Origin of the sequence: Arthrobacter sp. H5 (assembly GCF_000520595.1) — a bacterium.
Classification (GTDB): domain Bacteria; phylum Actinomycetota; class Actinomycetes; order Actinomycetales; family Micrococcaceae; genus Arthrobacter_D.
Map to the genome: position 1 here is coordinate 210,603 of NZ_KI914989.1, position 14,609 is coordinate 225,211.

General features: G+C 63.6%; 16 protein-coding genes and 3 pseudogenes. 4 read left to right on the forward strand and 15 right to left on the reverse strand.

Annotation, left to right across the window (positions count from 1 at the left end):
- From Y708_RS28285 to Y708_RS0108710, 4 genes and pseudogenes are all read right to left on the reverse strand, one after another.
- A pseudogene (locus Y708_RS28285) lies at positions 1-925 on the reverse strand (RNA degradosome polyphosphate kinase); the annotation flags it as partial.
- Between the two features lie 75 nt (positions 926-1,000).
- On the reverse strand, positions 1,001-2,005 hold the full coding sequence (gene mshD, locus Y708_RS0108700) for a mycothiol synthase (RefSeq protein WP_028279625.1): 1,005 nt from the start codon (positions 2,003-2,005) through the stop codon (positions 1,001-1,003).
- 195 nt (positions 2,006-2,200) lie between these two features.
- A pseudogene (locus tag Y708_RS23930) lies at positions 2,201-2,751 on the reverse strand (dihydrofolate reductase family protein).
- 84 nt (positions 2,752-2,835) lie between these two features.
- On the reverse strand, positions 2,836-3,540 hold the full coding sequence (locus tag Y708_RS0108710) for a winged helix-turn-helix transcriptional regulator (RefSeq protein ID WP_028279626.1): 705 nt from the start codon (positions 3,538-3,540) through the stop codon (positions 2,836-2,838).
- A 186-nt stretch (positions 3,541-3,726) separates the two neighbouring features.
- On the opposite strand from Y708_RS0108710, the gene Y708_RS0108715 reads away from it, so the two are divergent.
- The 4 genes from Y708_RS0108715 to Y708_RS0108735 all read left to right on the forward strand — a co-directional run bounded on the left by Y708_RS0108715 (position 3,727) and on the right by Y708_RS0108735 (position 6,759).
- Positions 3,727-4,470: a hypothetical protein gene (locus tag Y708_RS0108715; RefSeq protein WP_028279627.1), complete on the forward strand. Its 744-nt coding sequence runs from the start codon at positions 3,727-3,729 to the stop codon at positions 4,468-4,470.
- Between the two features lie 171 nt (positions 4,471-4,641).
- Positions 4,642-5,241, forward strand: a complete 600-nt coding sequence (locus Y708_RS0108725) for a heme-binding beta-barrel domain-containing protein (protein ID WP_028279628.1) — start codon at positions 4,642-4,644, stop codon at positions 5,239-5,241.
- 45 nt (positions 5,242-5,286) lie between these two features.
- Positions 5,287-6,369 (forward strand): CAF17-like 4Fe-4S cluster assembly/insertion protein YgfZ, encoded by a 1,083-nt coding sequence (locus Y708_RS0108730; protein WP_028279629.1) that lies wholly within the window; start codon positions 5,287-5,289, stop codon positions 6,367-6,369.
- Positions 6,370-6,372: 3 nt separating this feature from the next.
- A complete protein-coding gene (locus tag Y708_RS0108735; protein ID WP_028279630.1) occupies positions 6,373-6,759 on the forward strand; it encodes an ankyrin repeat domain-containing protein in 387 nt (128 codons plus the stop codon).
- A 76-nt stretch (positions 6,760-6,835) separates the two neighbouring features.
- Here the strand turns inward: Y708_RS0108735 and Y708_RS0108740 are convergent, their stop codons facing one another.
- From Y708_RS0108740 to Y708_RS23945, 11 genes and pseudogenes are all read right to left on the reverse strand, one after another.
- The gene (locus tag Y708_RS0108740; protein WP_028279631.1) at positions 6,836-7,552 is read right to left on the reverse strand and encodes a GNAT family N-acetyltransferase; all 717 of its coding nucleotides are present in this window, start codon (positions 7,550-7,552) and stop codon (positions 6,836-6,838) included.
- 35 nt (positions 7,553-7,587) lie between these two features.
- The gene (locus Y708_RS0108745) at positions 7,588-7,854 is read right to left on the reverse strand and encodes a type II toxin-antitoxin system RelE family toxin (protein WP_028279632.1); all 267 of its coding nucleotides are present in this window, start codon (positions 7,852-7,854) and stop codon (positions 7,588-7,590) included.
- Positions 7,851-8,060, reverse strand: a complete 210-nt coding sequence (locus Y708_RS23935) for a type II toxin-antitoxin system RelB family antitoxin (protein WP_035775809.1) — start codon at positions 8,058-8,060, stop codon at positions 7,851-7,853. Before Y708_RS23935 ends, Y708_RS0108745 begins: the two co-directional genes overlap by 4 nt.
- Before the next feature lie 86 nt (positions 8,061-8,146).
- Positions 8,147-9,172, reverse strand: coding sequence for a 6-phosphofructokinase (locus tag Y708_RS0108755; RefSeq protein WP_028279633.1), 1,026 nt, complete (start codon positions 9,170-9,172; stop codon positions 8,147-8,149).
- 105 nt (positions 9,173-9,277) lie between these two features.
- Positions 9,278-9,922: a response regulator gene (locus Y708_RS0108760; RefSeq protein WP_028279634.1), complete on the reverse strand. Its 645-nt coding sequence runs from the start codon at positions 9,920-9,922 to the stop codon at positions 9,278-9,280.
- Entirely contained in the window at positions 9,919-11,181 is a 1,263-nt protein-coding gene (locus Y708_RS23940; protein WP_051478840.1) for a sensor histidine kinase, read from the reverse strand. The genes Y708_RS0108760 and Y708_RS23940 overlap by 4 nt, the downstream gene beginning before the upstream one ends.
- A gap of 43 nt (positions 11,182-11,224) precedes the next feature.
- Positions 11,225-12,067 (reverse strand): ABC transporter permease, encoded by an 843-nt coding sequence (locus Y708_RS0108770; RefSeq protein WP_028279635.1) that lies wholly within the window; start codon positions 12,065-12,067, stop codon positions 11,225-11,227.
- A complete protein-coding gene (locus tag Y708_RS0108775) occupies positions 12,064-12,993 on the reverse strand; it encodes an ABC transporter ATP-binding protein (RefSeq protein WP_051478841.1) in 930 nt (309 codons plus the stop codon). The genes Y708_RS0108770 and Y708_RS0108775 overlap by 4 nt, the downstream gene beginning before the upstream one ends.
- Before the next feature lie 97 nt (positions 12,994-13,090).
- A complete protein-coding gene (locus tag Y708_RS0108780; RefSeq protein WP_028279637.1) occupies positions 13,091-13,333 on the reverse strand; it encodes a PspC domain-containing protein in 243 nt (80 codons plus the stop codon).
- A 55-nt stretch (positions 13,334-13,388) separates the two neighbouring features.
- Entirely contained in the window at positions 13,389-13,613 is a 225-nt protein-coding gene (locus tag Y708_RS0108785) for a hypothetical protein (RefSeq protein ID WP_028279638.1), read from the reverse strand.
- Positions 13,610-14,609: pseudogene (locus Y708_RS23945) on the reverse strand (hypothetical protein); the annotation flags it as partial. The gene Y708_RS0108785 and the pseudogene Y708_RS23945, both read right to left, overlap by 4 nt.

The following is a 14,609-nucleotide window of genomic DNA, read 5'->3' on the forward strand; positions in this document are numbered from 1 at the left end:
CCTCCAGCCGCACCGGCGGGCCAAACCGGCGGCGAAGCAGCTCCTTCTCCAGCGCCTGCAGGAGGTTCTCGGCGTCGTCCTCTTCCACCTCAAGATCCTCATTGCGCGTGACCCGGAAGGTATGGTGCTCCAGCACCTCCATCCCGGGAAACAGCTGGTCGAGGTGCACCGCAATGACGTCCTCCAGCGGAATGAACCGCGCCCTGCGGCCAGCCACATTTCCGGCACGCGGGCCATCAACCGAGATCAGGCGGGGAATCTGGTCGGGCACCTTCACGCGTGCAAACAGTTCCTTTTCGCTCACCGGATTACGCACGACGACGGCGAGGTTCAGTGACAGCCCCGAGATGTAGGGAAAGGGGTGGGCCGGGTCCACGGCGAGGGGTGTGAGGATGGGAAAAACCTTCTCCGCGAACAGCTTGGTCAGCTCATTCCGCGCAGGCTCCTCCAGTTCCGCCCAGGTGGTGAGATGGATCTGCTCCTCTGCCAGCGCCGGCCGGATCTGTTCGGCGAACACGGCCGCATGGCGCTGCTGCAGCCGGTAGCTGTCGGCCATGATCTTCTCGAGCTGCTCCAGCGGGCTGAGGCCCGCAGCCGAGGGAACCGCGAGGCCGGTGGCGATACGCCGCTTCAGCCCGGCCACCCGCACCATGAAGAATTCATCCAGGTTGGATGCGAAGATCGAGAGGAAGCTCACCCGTTCCAGCAGGAACAGATCGGGGTCCTCCGCAAGTTCCAGGACGCGTGCGTTGAAGTCCAGCCAGCTGATCTCCCTGTCCAGGAAGCGGTCAGGCGTGATATCGCCGTCCGGCAGGAGACTCGGCGCAAAATCGGGGATGTCGATGCGGTCCTGGGTGGCGCGCGCCGGCGCAACCTCCGATGAGCCGTACCTGGCCGGCACGCGTGCTGCGGTCTCGGATTCCATGGTGTCTCCTCTGTATGGCTCTTTCGTGGTTGCCGGAGCAGCCCGTGCGGGTTGGATCCGAAGCCAGATTCAACCTTACAAGTTCTCTGGCTCAACTCCCGGCGCGTACATGACGTCCACGTCCCACCGCGTAAACCCAAGAGCACGGTAGAGCGAGGCCGCCGCCGTGTTGTCACCATCCACGTAAAGCATGATGGCCTGCAGCCCCTTGGAATGCAGGTGTTCAATGCCCGCGACCGTCAGCGCCTTCCCGAGACCCATGCCCTGCGCTTCGGGGGTAACTCCCACAACGTACACTTCGCCGATTGCCGGGTGGCTGCCGCTGCGGGGGTGAACCTTGGTCCAGTGGAAGCCGAGTACGTGGTCATCTTCCTCTCGCACGGCCAGGATCAGGCCCTCGGGCTCAAACCAGTCTTCAGCCATCCTGGCCTGGAAATCCTCCAGCGTGGTGGCGCCCTGCTCGGCATGGTGGGCAAAGGCCGCGGCATTGGCTCGGAGCCATGCCTCCTCGTCCTGACCCGGCCGGAAGGTGCGCAGGATCACCCTGGGTGGGAGAACGACGTCGGGCGCAGCCCGCTTCAACACTGACTGTTCCAGCGCCGCGCGCGTCTGGCGCATCCGCCACAGTTCCCGCACCGGCATGTACCCGGCGTTTGACGCGAGCTCAACCGCGGCCGCGTGGTTGCCGTGCGACCACGCGCGCAACTCCGGAAGGTCTTCTGCCTGGATGGCTTTGATCAGGCTGGTGCCCACACCCTGATTCCGGTAGGTGGGCCGGACCACCAGCTCCAGCACGCCGTTCTCATCCGGGGAACGGGGCAGGCTGACCACCGCCACGCCTGCCAGTTCCTCGTTTTGCCCGTCGGAGGAACTGTCGCTGGCGTACGTCGCGAAGACCAACAGCTGGCCAGGGTGGGCATGCGCCATTCGGAGATTGACGAGCGTCTGTTCGGATAAAGGCGGGTTGCCATCGGATTCCGCGGCCGCATTCGCCAGTCCGACGATATCGGACACTGTGCCCCCGCGGGGAACTCCTGGAATGGTGAGGATGGGCCACGTTGGTACCTGTGCTGCGGTCATGCGTTCAGCCTAGCGTCCAGTCCGGCAGTTGCGGGAGTGGTTTTTGCTCCGCGCCGTGCGGTGGGGTAACGTTATGGACCGTTGCAAGGGGGATGCACCAGTGGGGTGCCCTCGATACGTTCGACCCGTATGTCCTCCACGACAGACGCTCCCTCTCCGCCGTTGCGGGGAGGGAGCGTTGTATTAAGCCGCGGACTATTTGCCGCGCGGACCGTACCGGACCACGGTGTTGCCGGAACTGGTGCGCTGCAGGTCCCGGAGCTCCAATCGCGTGACGGGGTGGTCGGCCTCAAAGAGGTGCCGCCCGGATCCGGCCATCACCGGGTGGATCATCAAGGTCAGCTCATCCAACAGGCCCGCGGTCAGCAGCTGGCGCACCACCGAAATGCTGGCACAGACGCTGGTCTCCCCTCCATCCGTGTCTTCAGGGTTGAGACGAAATTCTCCAGCCCGCCGTCGATCAGCTTGGCATTCTGCCACTCAAGCGGCCCCGAAAGCGTCCTCGATGCAACAAATTTCTCAACCGGATTGATGAAGTCGGCAAACCCATTGTCCTGGGTGGCGTTTGGCCAGTAGCCGGACCATTCCTCATAGCCAACCCGGCCCATGATCACGGTGTCCACCGTGCTGATCATCGTGCCGAGAGCCGCCCCCAGTTCCTCATCGAAGTGGTCAAACTGCCAACGGTCCGGCGATTCAACAACCCCGTCCACTGACTGGAAAAGCCCTGCGGTAAGTTTGCGCATCATGTCCTCCTCTTGGCCCGGCACGTCCCTGTGACGTCCTGCGCTGTATAGACGGTACCGGGAGGAAGAATTGATCGGTAGGGTTCAGGCGTCCTGGTTGAGTGTGGATTTCTCGGGCTGGCGGTTGAGTGTGAACCGATAGCCCACGTTACGAACTGTTCCAATGAGCTGCTCGTGGTCGGCGCCAAGCTTGGCCCGCAGCCGGCGCACGTGAACGTCCACGGTGCGGGTTCCTCCGTAGTAGTCATAGCCCCACACCTCGTGCAGCAGTTGATCCCGTGTGAACACCCGGCCGGGATGCTGGGCCAGAAACTTCAGCAGTTCAAATTCCTTATAGGTCAGGTTGAGCGGCTCGCCGCCCACCCGCGCCGTGTAGCTGGCTTCATCAATGACGATGCCGGACGCGTGGATCTCGCTGCTCGCCTCCTTTGCAACAGCGCTGGCGCGGGCAATGACCAGGCGCAGGCGTGCCTCCACTTCCGCCGGTCCCGCGGAGTCGAGAACCACGTCGTCTGCAAGCCAGTTGGCCGCAACCGCAGCCATCCCGCCTTCCGTCAGAACCAGAATCAGCGGCGCGCTCAACCCGGTGGCGCGAAGGAGCTGGGTGAGGGACCGGGCGCCCACCAGATCCTTGCGGGCATCGATCATGACAACATCGGTTGGCTCTGTGTCGAGGAGTGCAGTTGGCTCGGCGGCCAGGATGTGAACCTTGTGACTCAGGAGTTCCAGGGCGGGCAGAATGTCCACGGAAGAACCCGGGCTATTGGTCAGCATCAAGATGTGCGGCATGTGTCCTCCAGGGGGTTGGACGCGCATCATCGGGCGGAGCTGCGCCGGGGACCGTCAATCGAATGCGTGGCCGCCGGTGGTTACAGATTCTAGCCAGTATACCGAGTGTGATTATGCGCACTCCGATCCATTCGCCGGGCGGGACCTGTTTCCCACAGGTCTAAGCCGTAAGGCAGTATTGCTTGGGTGAGGATCTGGATGGTGGGGGCGATAGCTGCCGTAGCCGTGTCGGCAATCGTCGCAGTGGCCTACGTGTCGCTCGAGGCGAGTGCCGCCGTCGTCGGCGTGTTGATCCTGGTGGCAGGCATCGGGTGGCCGCACGTACTGGGTGTCCCGGCCAAGAAGAGCCAGTCCGCGGCCATGATCCTGAGCGCGCTCGCCGCAACGGCTGCCGCATATGCCGCCCCCGCCAACCAGCTGATGATGTGGATGCCGCCGGCTGTGGCGCTGGGGGTCGGAGCAGTGTTCATGATCCAGCTGATCCGTGGAACCGGACAGAGCCACCGGCTCGAATCAACGTTGGGCGCAAGCGTTGGTGTCTTCATGATTTCCCTGGGTTCAGGCTGGGTTGCCGCGGAACGGCTCGCCGTCAACGCCGGCAACTCCGGTGTGATGTTGGTGACGGGAATCAGTGTGCTCGTTGCGCTCGCCGTGGCGGTGCTGCCCTGGCCTGATCGGATTGTTGCGCCGATCGGTGTTGCGCTCGCCGCACTGGCCGGCCCGCTGTGCGCGATCCTGTTCACCGACGTCGCCGGTCTTCCCGCCGCGGTAATCGGCGCCGTTTGCGGCGCAGTGGTGGTGGCGGCACGCAGACTCCTGATCAGTCGGGAGACGCCACTGAACGTTCTCGCCGCCCTGTCGGTTGGTACCGTGCCGATCCTGGCCATCGGATCCCTCGTGTACTTCCTGGACAAGCTCTTCCTCTCCTGACAGCGCCTGCTCAGTCAGGCCCGCTGGCCGCGTTAGGATGGAGACATGTCGATTCTTGCGCTGGAAATCTTCTTCATCTCACTGCTGGTTATCGCGGGACTGGCCATGGCAGGTTTTGCCGCCCTCGTGGTGACGCGCCTGTACAAGGGCCAGAAGTAGCCCTTCAGTCTTATGTCTTTCGAGATTCCCACAGACCTCACACCTGAGCTGGTCCCCCTGTCCTGGCTGCTGGGAGTATGGGAGGGGTCGGGACGCCTGGGCGAAGGAACCTCCGATTCGGAGCACTTCTTCCAGCGGGCCACCTTTGCCCATCACGGCCTGCCGTACCTGCAGTACACCGCAGAGAGCTGGCTCACTGACGAAGAGGGTAACCACCTCCGTCCGCTGTCGGTGGAGGCAGGATTCTGGGCGCTGGACCGCAAACTGAACGACGCCGACGTTGGCCCCGGCCTCTCACCTGCAGACATTGTGCCCGCGCTGAAAAGCGCCGACGAGGTGGAACCGTTCAGGAACGGTGATGATGGGTTCGACATCACGGCCACCATCGTCCACCCGGGCGGAATCTCGGAACTTTATTACGGCAGCATCAAGGGGCCACAGATTCAGCTCACCACGGATCTTGTGATGCGCGGGCAGCATTCAAAGGATTACACGGCCGCCACCCGGCTGTTTGGCCTGGTCAACGGTGACCTGTTCTGGCGGTGGGATGTGGCTGCCGAAGGTAGTTCCCTGACGCCGCACGCATCGGCCATTCTCAAAAAGACCAGCTGACATCGTTCCGGAATACAGCGTACCTGGAAGGACGTTAACACGACCATGACCTATCTAAGTCCGCTCCTTGACCTGCCTGGTGCCGTCGCGGCGGGAGGGGCTGACCAAGGCGTCGCATCCCACTACGGCGACCCGCTGCGGGAACAGCGCTCACTGGCCCGCGGGGAGGCAGTGGTTGATCTGTCTCACCGGGGAGTGGTCACGGTATCCGGTCCCGACCGCCTGAGTTGGCTCAACACCCTGACCTCCCAACTGCTCCTTGGACTGAAGCCCGGCGAGTCTTCAGAGACGCTGCTGCTCACGGTACAGGGCCGCATTGAGTACAGTGCGCGGACTGTCGACGACGGCGCCACCACCTGGCTCATTACCGAGCCATCGGAGGCGGCCGGACTGGCCGCGTGGCTGGAGCGCATGAAGTTTATGCTCCGTGTTGAGGTGGCCGACGTGTCGGCCGATTGGGCTGTGATCGCATCCACCAAGGCGGTTGAGCAGTTCGCGGGGCGTGTGGTGTGGATTGACCCTTGGCCGCACGTTGCCGAGGGCGGATACTCCTACAGCGTGGTCGCGGAGGACGCACACCCGGGATTGGACCGGCCCTGGTTCGAGTATCTGATTCCCGCTGGGGAACTTCAACAGGCCGTCGAGGGGCTGAGCCTTGCCGGCATCCTTGCCGCGGAGGCTCTGAGAATAGCTGCCTGGCGCCCACGTGCCGGAATGGAAACCGATGAAAAGACCATCCCCCATGAATTGGATTTGATCCGCACGGCCGTTCACCTGGCCAAGGGCTGTTACAAGGGCCAGGAAACAGTGGCACGCGTGCACAACCTGGGACACCCGCCGCGGCGGCTCGTCTTCCTGCAGCTGGACGGCAGCCAGCACACGCTGCCGGTGGTGGGTAGCGCCGTCGTCGTTGGTGGGCGTACCGTCGGCTCCGTGACTTCCGTAGCCCAGCATTGGGAAATGGGCGCCGTGGCGCTTGCGGTGGTCAAGCGTAGCGTTGATCCGTTGGCCACCGTTGAGGTGCAGGACGACGGCGAGGTATATGCGGCTGCGCAGGAACTCATCGTGGCCACCGATGCCGGCCAGGTGGTGGGCCGTGCCACGGGATTCCTTCGGGGCGGGCGCTGAACAGTGAGTGAAAGTTCAGCGGACAACGCCATTGCCCTGGCACATCGTCTCTTCGACGCGGCCCGGGAAGGGGACGGGGTAACGCTGCAGAAGTATCTTGATGCTGGCGTGCCCGTCACGTTGACCAATTCGGCGGGGGACACGCTGCTGATGCTCGCTGCGTACCACGGACATGCCGCGCTGGTGAAGGACCTGACGGACCGGGGGACGGACGTCAACGCGGCCAATGACCGTGGGCAGACCCCACTGGCGGGTGCTGCGTTCAAAGGCTACCTGGACGTTGTGCAGGTGCTCGTCGATGCAGGTGCCGATCCCGACGCCGGTGCACCCTCTGCCCGCGCGTCGGCGGAAATGTTTGGACGGCCGGAGATTCTGGCACTGTTCAGCTAGCCAGGGTTGGCTTCGAGGGATGGCAGTCCACGCACCTACTCGACAGCGTTAATTGCCACGCGGTGTTGGTGCCGGTTCAATGAGGGCCCTCAAGCACCACGCTGGTCTGGCTTCCTGCGTGCATAAATCCCGCGCGCAGTGCCGTCCGGTGTGAGCCCGCGTTGTCGGACCGCGCACGCCACTGGGGAACAAGACCCGCGGCCATGGCCTCTTCCACGGCGACTGTCACCGCAAACCGCGCGCGGCCGCGTCCCCGTTCGGCTGGCGCGGTCAGCACGCCCATGTGGGCGAGAATGCCTGCCCAGATGTCATAGCCGGCGCCGGCGAGCGGCTGGGGCGGGTCGCTGAACTCGTCAACCAGGACGCTGCAATGCTCCATCGAGCTCAGCCCAACCTCGGCGACATCGTCCGGCGGACAGAGGCGTTCAAGTGCCACGGCGTATTCCGGCTCGCTGGTCACGGCGGAATCCTCGTCGGTGTCCAAGGTTGGCAGGGTGTCGCAAAAGTAGAGCGATGCTTCGCCGAGTCCCCGCCCGCCGTGCGGTCGACTCAGGGCAAGAAGCGTTGAATGCAGTGACAGTTCGGCGCCCGTAAGGTCCGTCGCAGCATCGATGGCCCACCCCGGTCCCACCAGAGCCTCCTGCCCGAAGAGTGAAACGAAGGTGAGCAGGGTGGCGGAGTCGTCCCGCCGGTAGATTCGCTGTGTGGCGCTCTGGAAAGCAGTATCATCGAGGCTCAGCAGCCGCGACCAGGCCAGCTGGATGATCGAGACCGTGCCGGCTTCCAGTTCCATGAGGGCAACGTTAGCCGCATTGGGTATCCACTGTCCTACCGTTTCCCGTAGATCTCCCGACGGTGGGCCACCTCGACGATCAGCACCAGAACCTGCTCATCGTCGATCGTTGTGAGAATGCGGTAGTCACCTATCCGGTACCGCCAGAACTCATCGTTCACCAGTTTTGTGCCGAGTTGACGAGGATTTTCCAGTTTGCCCAGGCGGTCCTCAAGAAAAATCCGGATCCGCTTCCTCACCGCCGGGTCAAGCTTCTGTATGTGCTTGGCCGCTTTGGGTGCGAGCCGGATCGAGTAGGTCATTCGCCCCAGTCCATGTCCTTGAGGTCGATTGCCTCGTCATCCGACTGGCGAAACTGCTCAAGTGCATCCTTGGCGATGAAGTAGTCCTCCCACTCTTCGAGGTACTGCTGAATTGCCTCAACAGCGTAGAAGGATTTGGTTCTGCCGGTCCGCTTCGCCAGGTTCTCCAAGCGTTGCCGGGTTTCCGCGTCCAAGCGGACATTCATCTGCGACACGAGACTATCCTTCCACCGTTCAGAGTGACAAGTATAGCAGTGGTGGGATGGAGGATGCTTTTAGCTAGCCCGGTGGGCTAGCCAAACAGGATCGCCGCTTCCTCGTAGCGCTGCTGGGGAACGCGCTTAAGGTTGCCCAGCGCCGCCTCAAAACCAACACGGGCTATTTCCGTTCCATGCAGAGACACCATGGTTCCCCAGAGTCCCTCCACCACCGAGTCCACCGCCGCCATGCCCAGCCGGGTTGCGAGCACCCGGTCAAAGGCTGAAGGGACGCCGCCGCGCTGAATGTGGCCCAGGACGGTGGCGCGGGTCTCGATGCCCGTGCGCGATTCAATTTCGGGTGCCAGCTGGTCGGCGATTCCACCGAGCCGGGGACGCCCGTAGGTGTCGAGTCCGCGATCCGAGTGGGCCTCGTCCATGTGGGTTGGCACAAACCCTTCAGCCACCACCACAAGCGGTGCGCGCCCACGGTCGCGGGCATCCATAACCCATTCCGCGATCTGCTCCATGCTGGTTTGCTGCTCCGGAATGAGGATGGCGTGCGCGCCGGAGGCCATCCCGGCGTGCAGTGCAATCCAGCCAACATGCCTGCCCATCACCTCAGCCACCATGCACCGGCTGTGCGACTCTCCGGTGGTGCGCAGCCGGTCGATGGCCTCCGTGGCAATCTGCACCGCTGTGTCAAAGCCGAAGGTGTAGTCCGTGGCATCCAGGTCATTGTCAACGGTCTTGGGAACGCCCACAATCTTCAGTCCTGCATCCGTCAGTCTTTTTGCGGCGGCGAGGGTTCCTTCGCCGCCGATTGCAATCATCGAGTCGACGCCCAGCCTGTCCATGGTGGCCTTAATGGCCTCAGGTCCGCCGTTTCCGTCGAAAGGATTAGTGCGGGAAGTGCCCAGAATGGTACCGCCCTGCTTCGAAATTCCTCTCACCGCGTGCCGTGGGAGATCAATGATGTTGCCTTCGACAACTCCCCGCCAGCCGTCGCGGAACCCCACAAACTCCTGGTCGTGCGACTTGATTCCTTTGAGCACGGCCCCCCGGATGACGGCGTTGAGCCCGGGGCAATCGCCGCCGCTGGTGAGAATTCCAATCTTCATTAAGGCGTGTTCCTAACAAGTCGTGAACGGATGACATGTGGAGCGCCCCGTTGAGCCCAACTATGATTCTAGACACACCCACTGTTCTGGACCCCAACGGAGTCCTCACTGTTGAGCGGCCTTCAGCAGTCCCCGTTCCATGGCCACCACCACCGCGCGCGTGCGGTCATCGACATCCAACTTGGCGAAAATCCTCAACAGGTGCGTCTTCACGGTGGTCTCGGCGATGAACAGCCGAGTGGCTATTTCGGGGTTGCTCATGCCGCCCGCCACGCACTGCAGCACCTCCCGCTCGCGGGGGGACAGGGACGGTGGCGCAGGTGCCCGCATTCGTGAAACGAGCCTCGCGGCGATGGGTGGAGCGAGCACTGTTTCCCCGCGGGCCGCCGCGAATACCGCGTTGATGATGGTTTCACCGGGCGTGTCTTTCAGCAGGTAGCCCACAGCGCCGGATTCCACGGCCCGCATGATGTCTGCGTCGCCGTCATAGGTGGTGAGCACCAGCACCTTAATCTCCGGGTGGGCTGCGCGGAGCTGCGCGGTTGCGTCCGCGCCGTCAAGGTGCGGCATGCGCAGGTCCATGAGTACGACGTCGGGCACGTGGCTTGTGCAGGCGGCTACGGCTTCCACACCGTCCGCGGCCTCGGCCACCACCTCGATGCGCGAATTGGTTGCGAGCAGTCCCGCCAGTCCGGCACGCACCACGGGGTGGTCATCTGCAATCACCACGCGCACGGCGTCAACGCTCATGGCGCTGCCGCCGCCGGTGCGTGGGTCGGCTTCCCGTCCTGCGCAGCGTCAACCTGGATGGGAATGGCCACTTCCAGGCGGGACCCTTGGCCGGGCGCCGACTCAATAGTCACTGTTCCGGAGATCTCCGCCAGCCTGGCACTCATTGAACGTAGGCCGTAGCCGATGGTGACGTCGTCGGGGTGGAAACCTTTGCCGTCGTCGTCGATCCTGAGCACAAGCCGTCCGTCAGCGCACGTGAGCTGTAGGCTGACTTTTCCCGCCTGGGCATGCCTGCGCACGTTCGTCAGCGCTTCCTGTGCCGACCTCAGGACGGCAACCTGCTGGATGGGGCTGAGCGGAGGGAGTTCCTGAGGCAGTTGGAGGTCCGCTTCCGGCCCACCTGCTTCGACGTGGACCTTGAGCCGCTGCAGAGCGCCCAGCAGGTCCCCGCCCTTTAACTGGGACGGTCCGGCCGACTCGATCAGGGCCCGCGCCTCCACTAGGTTTTCGCGGGCGGTGTCGCCGATCGACGCGAGGGCTGACTGGGCAGCGGAATTGCCCACGGCGACGTTCCGGAGTTGTGCCTGCGCCGCCTCCGACAGCATGACGATCGACGTGAATCCCTGGGCCAGGGTGTCGTGGATTTCACGGGACATGCGTTCCCGCTCTGCCATGGCTCCCTGCTGCTGGTGGGAAGCCGCGAGTTCGGCGCGCGCGGCATTGAGCTCGGAGATCAGCTCTGCGCGGTCCTCGCTCTGGTCAATGATCTTGTAAATCCACAGCCCCAGCATGCTTGATGCGAGGAATGAGATCGCCGCCTGCAGCCCGATGCTGAGCAGATTTTCCCCGCCGGCACCGAACTGGTTCAGCTGTCCAAGCGCAACGGCCACGCAGATGGCAGCCGTACCCCACAGGCCCGCGCGGGTGGTTCCCGAAAACATCCAGATCTGCGGGAAGGCAATGAACAGCAGGATTGCCCCCGATCCCGATACGAATGACAGGAATCCAACCGTAATGATCAGCAGCACCACATAGGCCCGCGGACGCCAGGTGTCCAGATACCGCAGCCGGGTCAGGAATGGATAGGCGGCCGCGAGAACCGCCATCGCCGCGATCATGATGACGCCGGTGGCGCCCTCGTCACGCAGGCCAAGGAAGATCATGAGGGCAACGGCGGTGAGGGCCACATAGAACCCCAGATGCCACCAGCGCATGCCGTGGATCCAGACCGAATTGTCTGGCAGGAGCCGCACGGTGCGGGCTGGTTCCACTGTCATGGATTCACTGTACGACGGCGCACTGACAGTCGGGAGGACCGCGTTACTTTTGTGGTGGCCATTTGAAGACCAGTCGTGTCAGCACCAGTCCCGCTGCCAGCCACATGAGGATGACGACGACGGACACGCCCACCGCCCAGGTTTGGCCTGGCTCGGCGGCCTCGAATCCGGCGGGCAGGAAGACCGAGCGCATGCCGCTGGCCGTCCACCGAAGGGGGGTCAGATTGGCGAAGGTCTGCAGCCAGTCCGGTAACTGGGAGAAGGGGAAGTACACGCCGGAGGTGAAGGAGAGCAACAGCACCGGAAGGACGGCAAGTGTGGCGGCGCTTTCAGCGGACTTGGCAATGCAGGCGAAGGCAATTCCCACCAGCGACCAGGCTGCAGTCCCTAGCACCAGCAGCCAGACGAACGTCAGCCAGGCACCCGCGGAGGACGGCAGGTCCACGCCAAACAGGAACTGCGCGGCCAGCAGCAGGAGGATGGTTTGTCCCAGAATCAGGTAGAGGGTGATCCCCATCTTCCCGATGAAGTAGGAGATAACGGGCAGGGGAGTTCCGGCAAGCCGCTTGATACCTCCGTTGAATCGGTCCGCAGCCACATAGCCGCTCAGGTTCTGGAAACCGCTCAGGATGGTCCCGAGAGCCAGCATGCCGGGCAGGTAGTAGTGAGCGGGCGTGATTTGGTTGCCGGGAGGGCCAAAGGTCGGCTCGCTGCCGAAGACGGTGCTGAAGAGCGCCATCATCGCAACGGGAAAAAAGAGGATCAGCCCCAGTGAGAGTCCGTCCCGGTTGAAGGCCCGCACCTCCGTGATGACCCGGCGCGCGCCCAGCCTTAGGGTGCCCGGCTTCCACCCCGTTTCCCGGCCGGAGGCTACAGTCGTGCTCATGATTCGTCTCCGTTCACTGTGGCATCGTGTTGCTTGAGCAGTTCCAGGTAGACGTCCTCAAGGCTCGGCCGCACCACCTCAAGGCCCGCCGGTTCCCGCCGCCCGCCGTCGCTGAGCCGGTGGACCACTGCGGCGGGTGAGGATGTGATTTCTTCCCGGGAGTCGCCGTCGTCGTCGGTCCAGCGCACCCGCGGTGTGCGAAGTTCACGCCCTCCAACCATCTCCGCCGTTCCCTCTGCGATGAGCCGTCCGGACGCAATGATGCCCAGCCGGTCGGAGAGCTGTTGCGCCTCGTCAAGGTAGTGGGTGGTGAGGACAACCGTGGTGCCTTCAGCGCCGAGGGAACGGATCAGCTCCCAGAATTGTCTGCGTGCGGCGGGGTCAAACCCGGTGGTGGGCTCGTCGAGGAAGAGGAGCTCGGGGCTGCCGATCATGCCCATGGCCACATCCACGCGTCGGCGCTGACCGCCGGAAAGCGTCTTGATCCGAGCACCGGCCTTGCGTTCGAGCCCCACGGCGGCAATGACTTCATCAACGCTGCGCGGGTTGGGGTAGAAAGCCGAGATGTCCCGCAGCGCCTCAGCGACGGTGAACACGCCGGCGTCGGGGGCTTCCTGGAGCACGATGCCAATGCGGGCACGGAAGGAGGCCGGTGCCTTGTAGGGCCGGTGTCCCAACACGGACACTGTTCCGGCGGAGGGTTTGCGGTGGCCCTCCATGATTTCGATGGTGGTACTCTTACCGGCTCCGTTGGGCCCAAGCAGTGCGTAGGTTTCGCCCGTACTGATGTGAAGCGAAAGATTGTCCACAGCGTTGAAAGTGCCCGATTTGGGCTGCGGGTAGGTCTTGGTGAGACCGTCGATCACCACGGCGTGGCCCCCTGAGCGGGTGGGGGCGGCGGAACCGATGGATACGTGAGTTGTCATGCATTCAGCGTGCTCCGAAACCGTCCCTCTGCGGAACGGTCAAACGGACGAGCCCGGGTGTCCTCCATCAGAAGGACACCCGGCCCGTTGGTGCCGGCTAGCGGTTGCTGAGCAGCTTTTCCAAGGCGATGGTGCCATCGGTCTTTGGCAGCAGCAGCCACAGCACCAGGTACAGCGGCGGACCTAGAAACGGCAGCAGGAAGCTGAGCAGGATGCCAATGCGCACCCAGGCCACCGGCCAGTTGAACTTCAGGGCAATGCCGGACGCTATGCCGCCTAACCAACCACCGGGAGCGCGCTTGAGGGGAGAGGATCGGACGGAGTTGAAGAACTTTTCCATGAGTCCATGCTTTCTTATGGTTGGTGGTCTTGTCACGCTTTGAGCGTTAGTTGGCCTAGCGGTTTCGTCGTGTCATTGAGAGTATCCCGCCAACCACCAGGGCCAGGCCCGCGCCGATCAGCAGTCCCATTAACACAAGACCCGGATCGAGTGCAATGTTGGTCAGCTCCGCCGTCAGGAGGAGTATGCCCACAATGACGGTGATGAGTCCCCACACCACGGTACCGACCCGTGGTGGGCGCGTGCCGTCGTCGTCCCTTGTTTCTGTTGGTGTGCTCATGGCTGCAGCCTGATTCCCTGTTCAGTTAGTCCGTTGACCGAGGTGGCAATAGTGACATGGCTCGCCAGCCCTCGGATCTCGAGGATGATTGCCGGTCCTTCAGCGTCCCCGTTCAGGGACAGACCACCGGGCTGCCAGAGACCGCCGGCGGAGGTGGAATCGCCGGGCGAGACCACATCAGTGGCGCTGGCCGCGAGTTGGGTGCGGATATCCACGGGAACATCATCCGGGACCAGGATTCCCACGTTTCCGGCCGCGGTGATGACCGGAACCGTGACGTCTTCGGTGAGGTTGTCGAGTCCCCGCAGGTCGATCGTTCCCTGGCCGGCAACTACCGTGTACCCCTCCATTGCGGCCCGGGTGTTGTCGCCGGCCCACTGGCCCTGGTTGGCAAAGACCCAGTTGCCTGTGCCGACCGTCGCGCCGGAGATGAGGGCGAACACAATTCCCACAGCGGCCGCGAAGCCAAGGAAGCCGGAGCTGCGGCCGCGGATGCCGAGCACGGCGATTCCGACGCCCAGCACCACCAGCCCTGCGGCGAGTGCCGCTGTGAAGGCCTCTCCGTCAAGCAGCAAAATGTTGGTGTAGTCGAGGGCAAGCACTGTGCCGACCACCAGGATTGCACCGCCGAGGAAAACCGCAAGGTCGCTGCCGGTTGGTCGGGGTGTGGCTGGTTTGGTGGGCTTCACTGGTGCGGGAATTGGCCTGGTGGCCGGATACGCCCGCTGTGTGGGAACGGTGGATGGGTTGTCCACCGGTCCGTAGACCCGGGTTCCAGTTGAAGCGTGCGTTGCCGGGTATGCGGGCGGAGCGTGCGTCTCCGGGTATCCGGGCGCAGCAGGCGGATTGGTGAAGGCGCCCGCCCCGCCGTCGTTCTGTTGCCGTTTCCTGGATGCGTTGACAATCCAGTAGACGGCCAGGATGACCGCGCCTATCCAGAAAAGGCTCCAGACCAGCCCGCCGAAGCCACCGTTGTCGCCAAAGAACGGCAGGTTG

Bases quoted from the DNA above. Each gene is read 5' to 3' on its own strand.
- mshD (WP_028279625.1), bottom strand. From the start codon at position 2,005: ATGACCGCAGCACAGGTACCAACGTGGCCCATCCTCACCATTCCAGGA.
- Y708_RS0108710 (WP_028279626.1), bottom strand. From the start codon at position 3,540: ATGCCGCACATCTTGATGCTGACCAATAGCCCGGGTTCTTCCGTGGAC.
- Y708_RS0108725 (WP_028279628.1), top strand. From the start codon at position 4,642: ATGTCTTTCGAGATTCCCACAGACCTCACACCTGAGCTGGTCCCCCTG.
- Y708_RS0108730 (WP_028279629.1), top strand. From the start codon at position 5,287: ATGACCTATCTAAGTCCGCTCCTTGACCTGCCTGGTGCCGTCGCGGCG.
- Y708_RS0108740 (WP_028279631.1), bottom strand. From the start codon at position 7,552: ATGGAACTGGAAGCCGGCACGGTCTCGATCATCCAGCTGGCCTGGTCG.
- Y708_RS0108745 (WP_028279632.1), bottom strand. From the start codon at position 7,854: ATGACCTACTCGATCCGGCTCGCACCCAAAGCGGCCAAGCACATACAG.
- Y708_RS23935 (WP_035775809.1), bottom strand. From the start codon at position 8,060: ATGAATGTCCGCTTGGACGCGGAAACCCGGCAACGCTTGGAGAACCTG.
- Y708_RS0108755 (WP_028279633.1), bottom strand. From the start codon at position 9,172: ATGAAGATTGGAATTCTCACCAGCGGCGGCGATTGCCCCGGGCTCAAC.
- Y708_RS0108760 (WP_028279634.1), bottom strand. From the start codon at position 9,922: ATGAGCGTTGACGCCGTGCGCGTGGTGATTGCAGATGACCACCCCGTG.
- Y708_RS23940 (WP_051478840.1), bottom strand. From the start codon at position 11,181: ATGACAGTGGAACCAGCCCGCACCGTGCGGCTCCTGCCAGACAATTCG.
- Y708_RS0108770 (WP_028279635.1), bottom strand. From the start codon at position 12,067: ATGAGCACGACTGTAGCCTCCGGCCGGGAAACGGGGTGGAAGCCGGGC.
- Y708_RS0108775 (WP_051478841.1), bottom strand. From the start codon at position 12,993: ATGACAACTCACGTATCCATCGGTTCCGCCGCCCCCACCCGCTCAGGG.
- Y708_RS0108780 (WP_028279637.1), bottom strand. From the start codon at position 13,333: ATGGAAAAGTTCTTCAACTCCGTCCGATCCTCTCCCCTCAAGCGCGCT.
- Y708_RS0108785 (WP_028279638.1), bottom strand. From the start codon at position 13,613: ATGAGCACACCAACAGAAACAAGGGACGACGACGGCACGCGCCCACCA.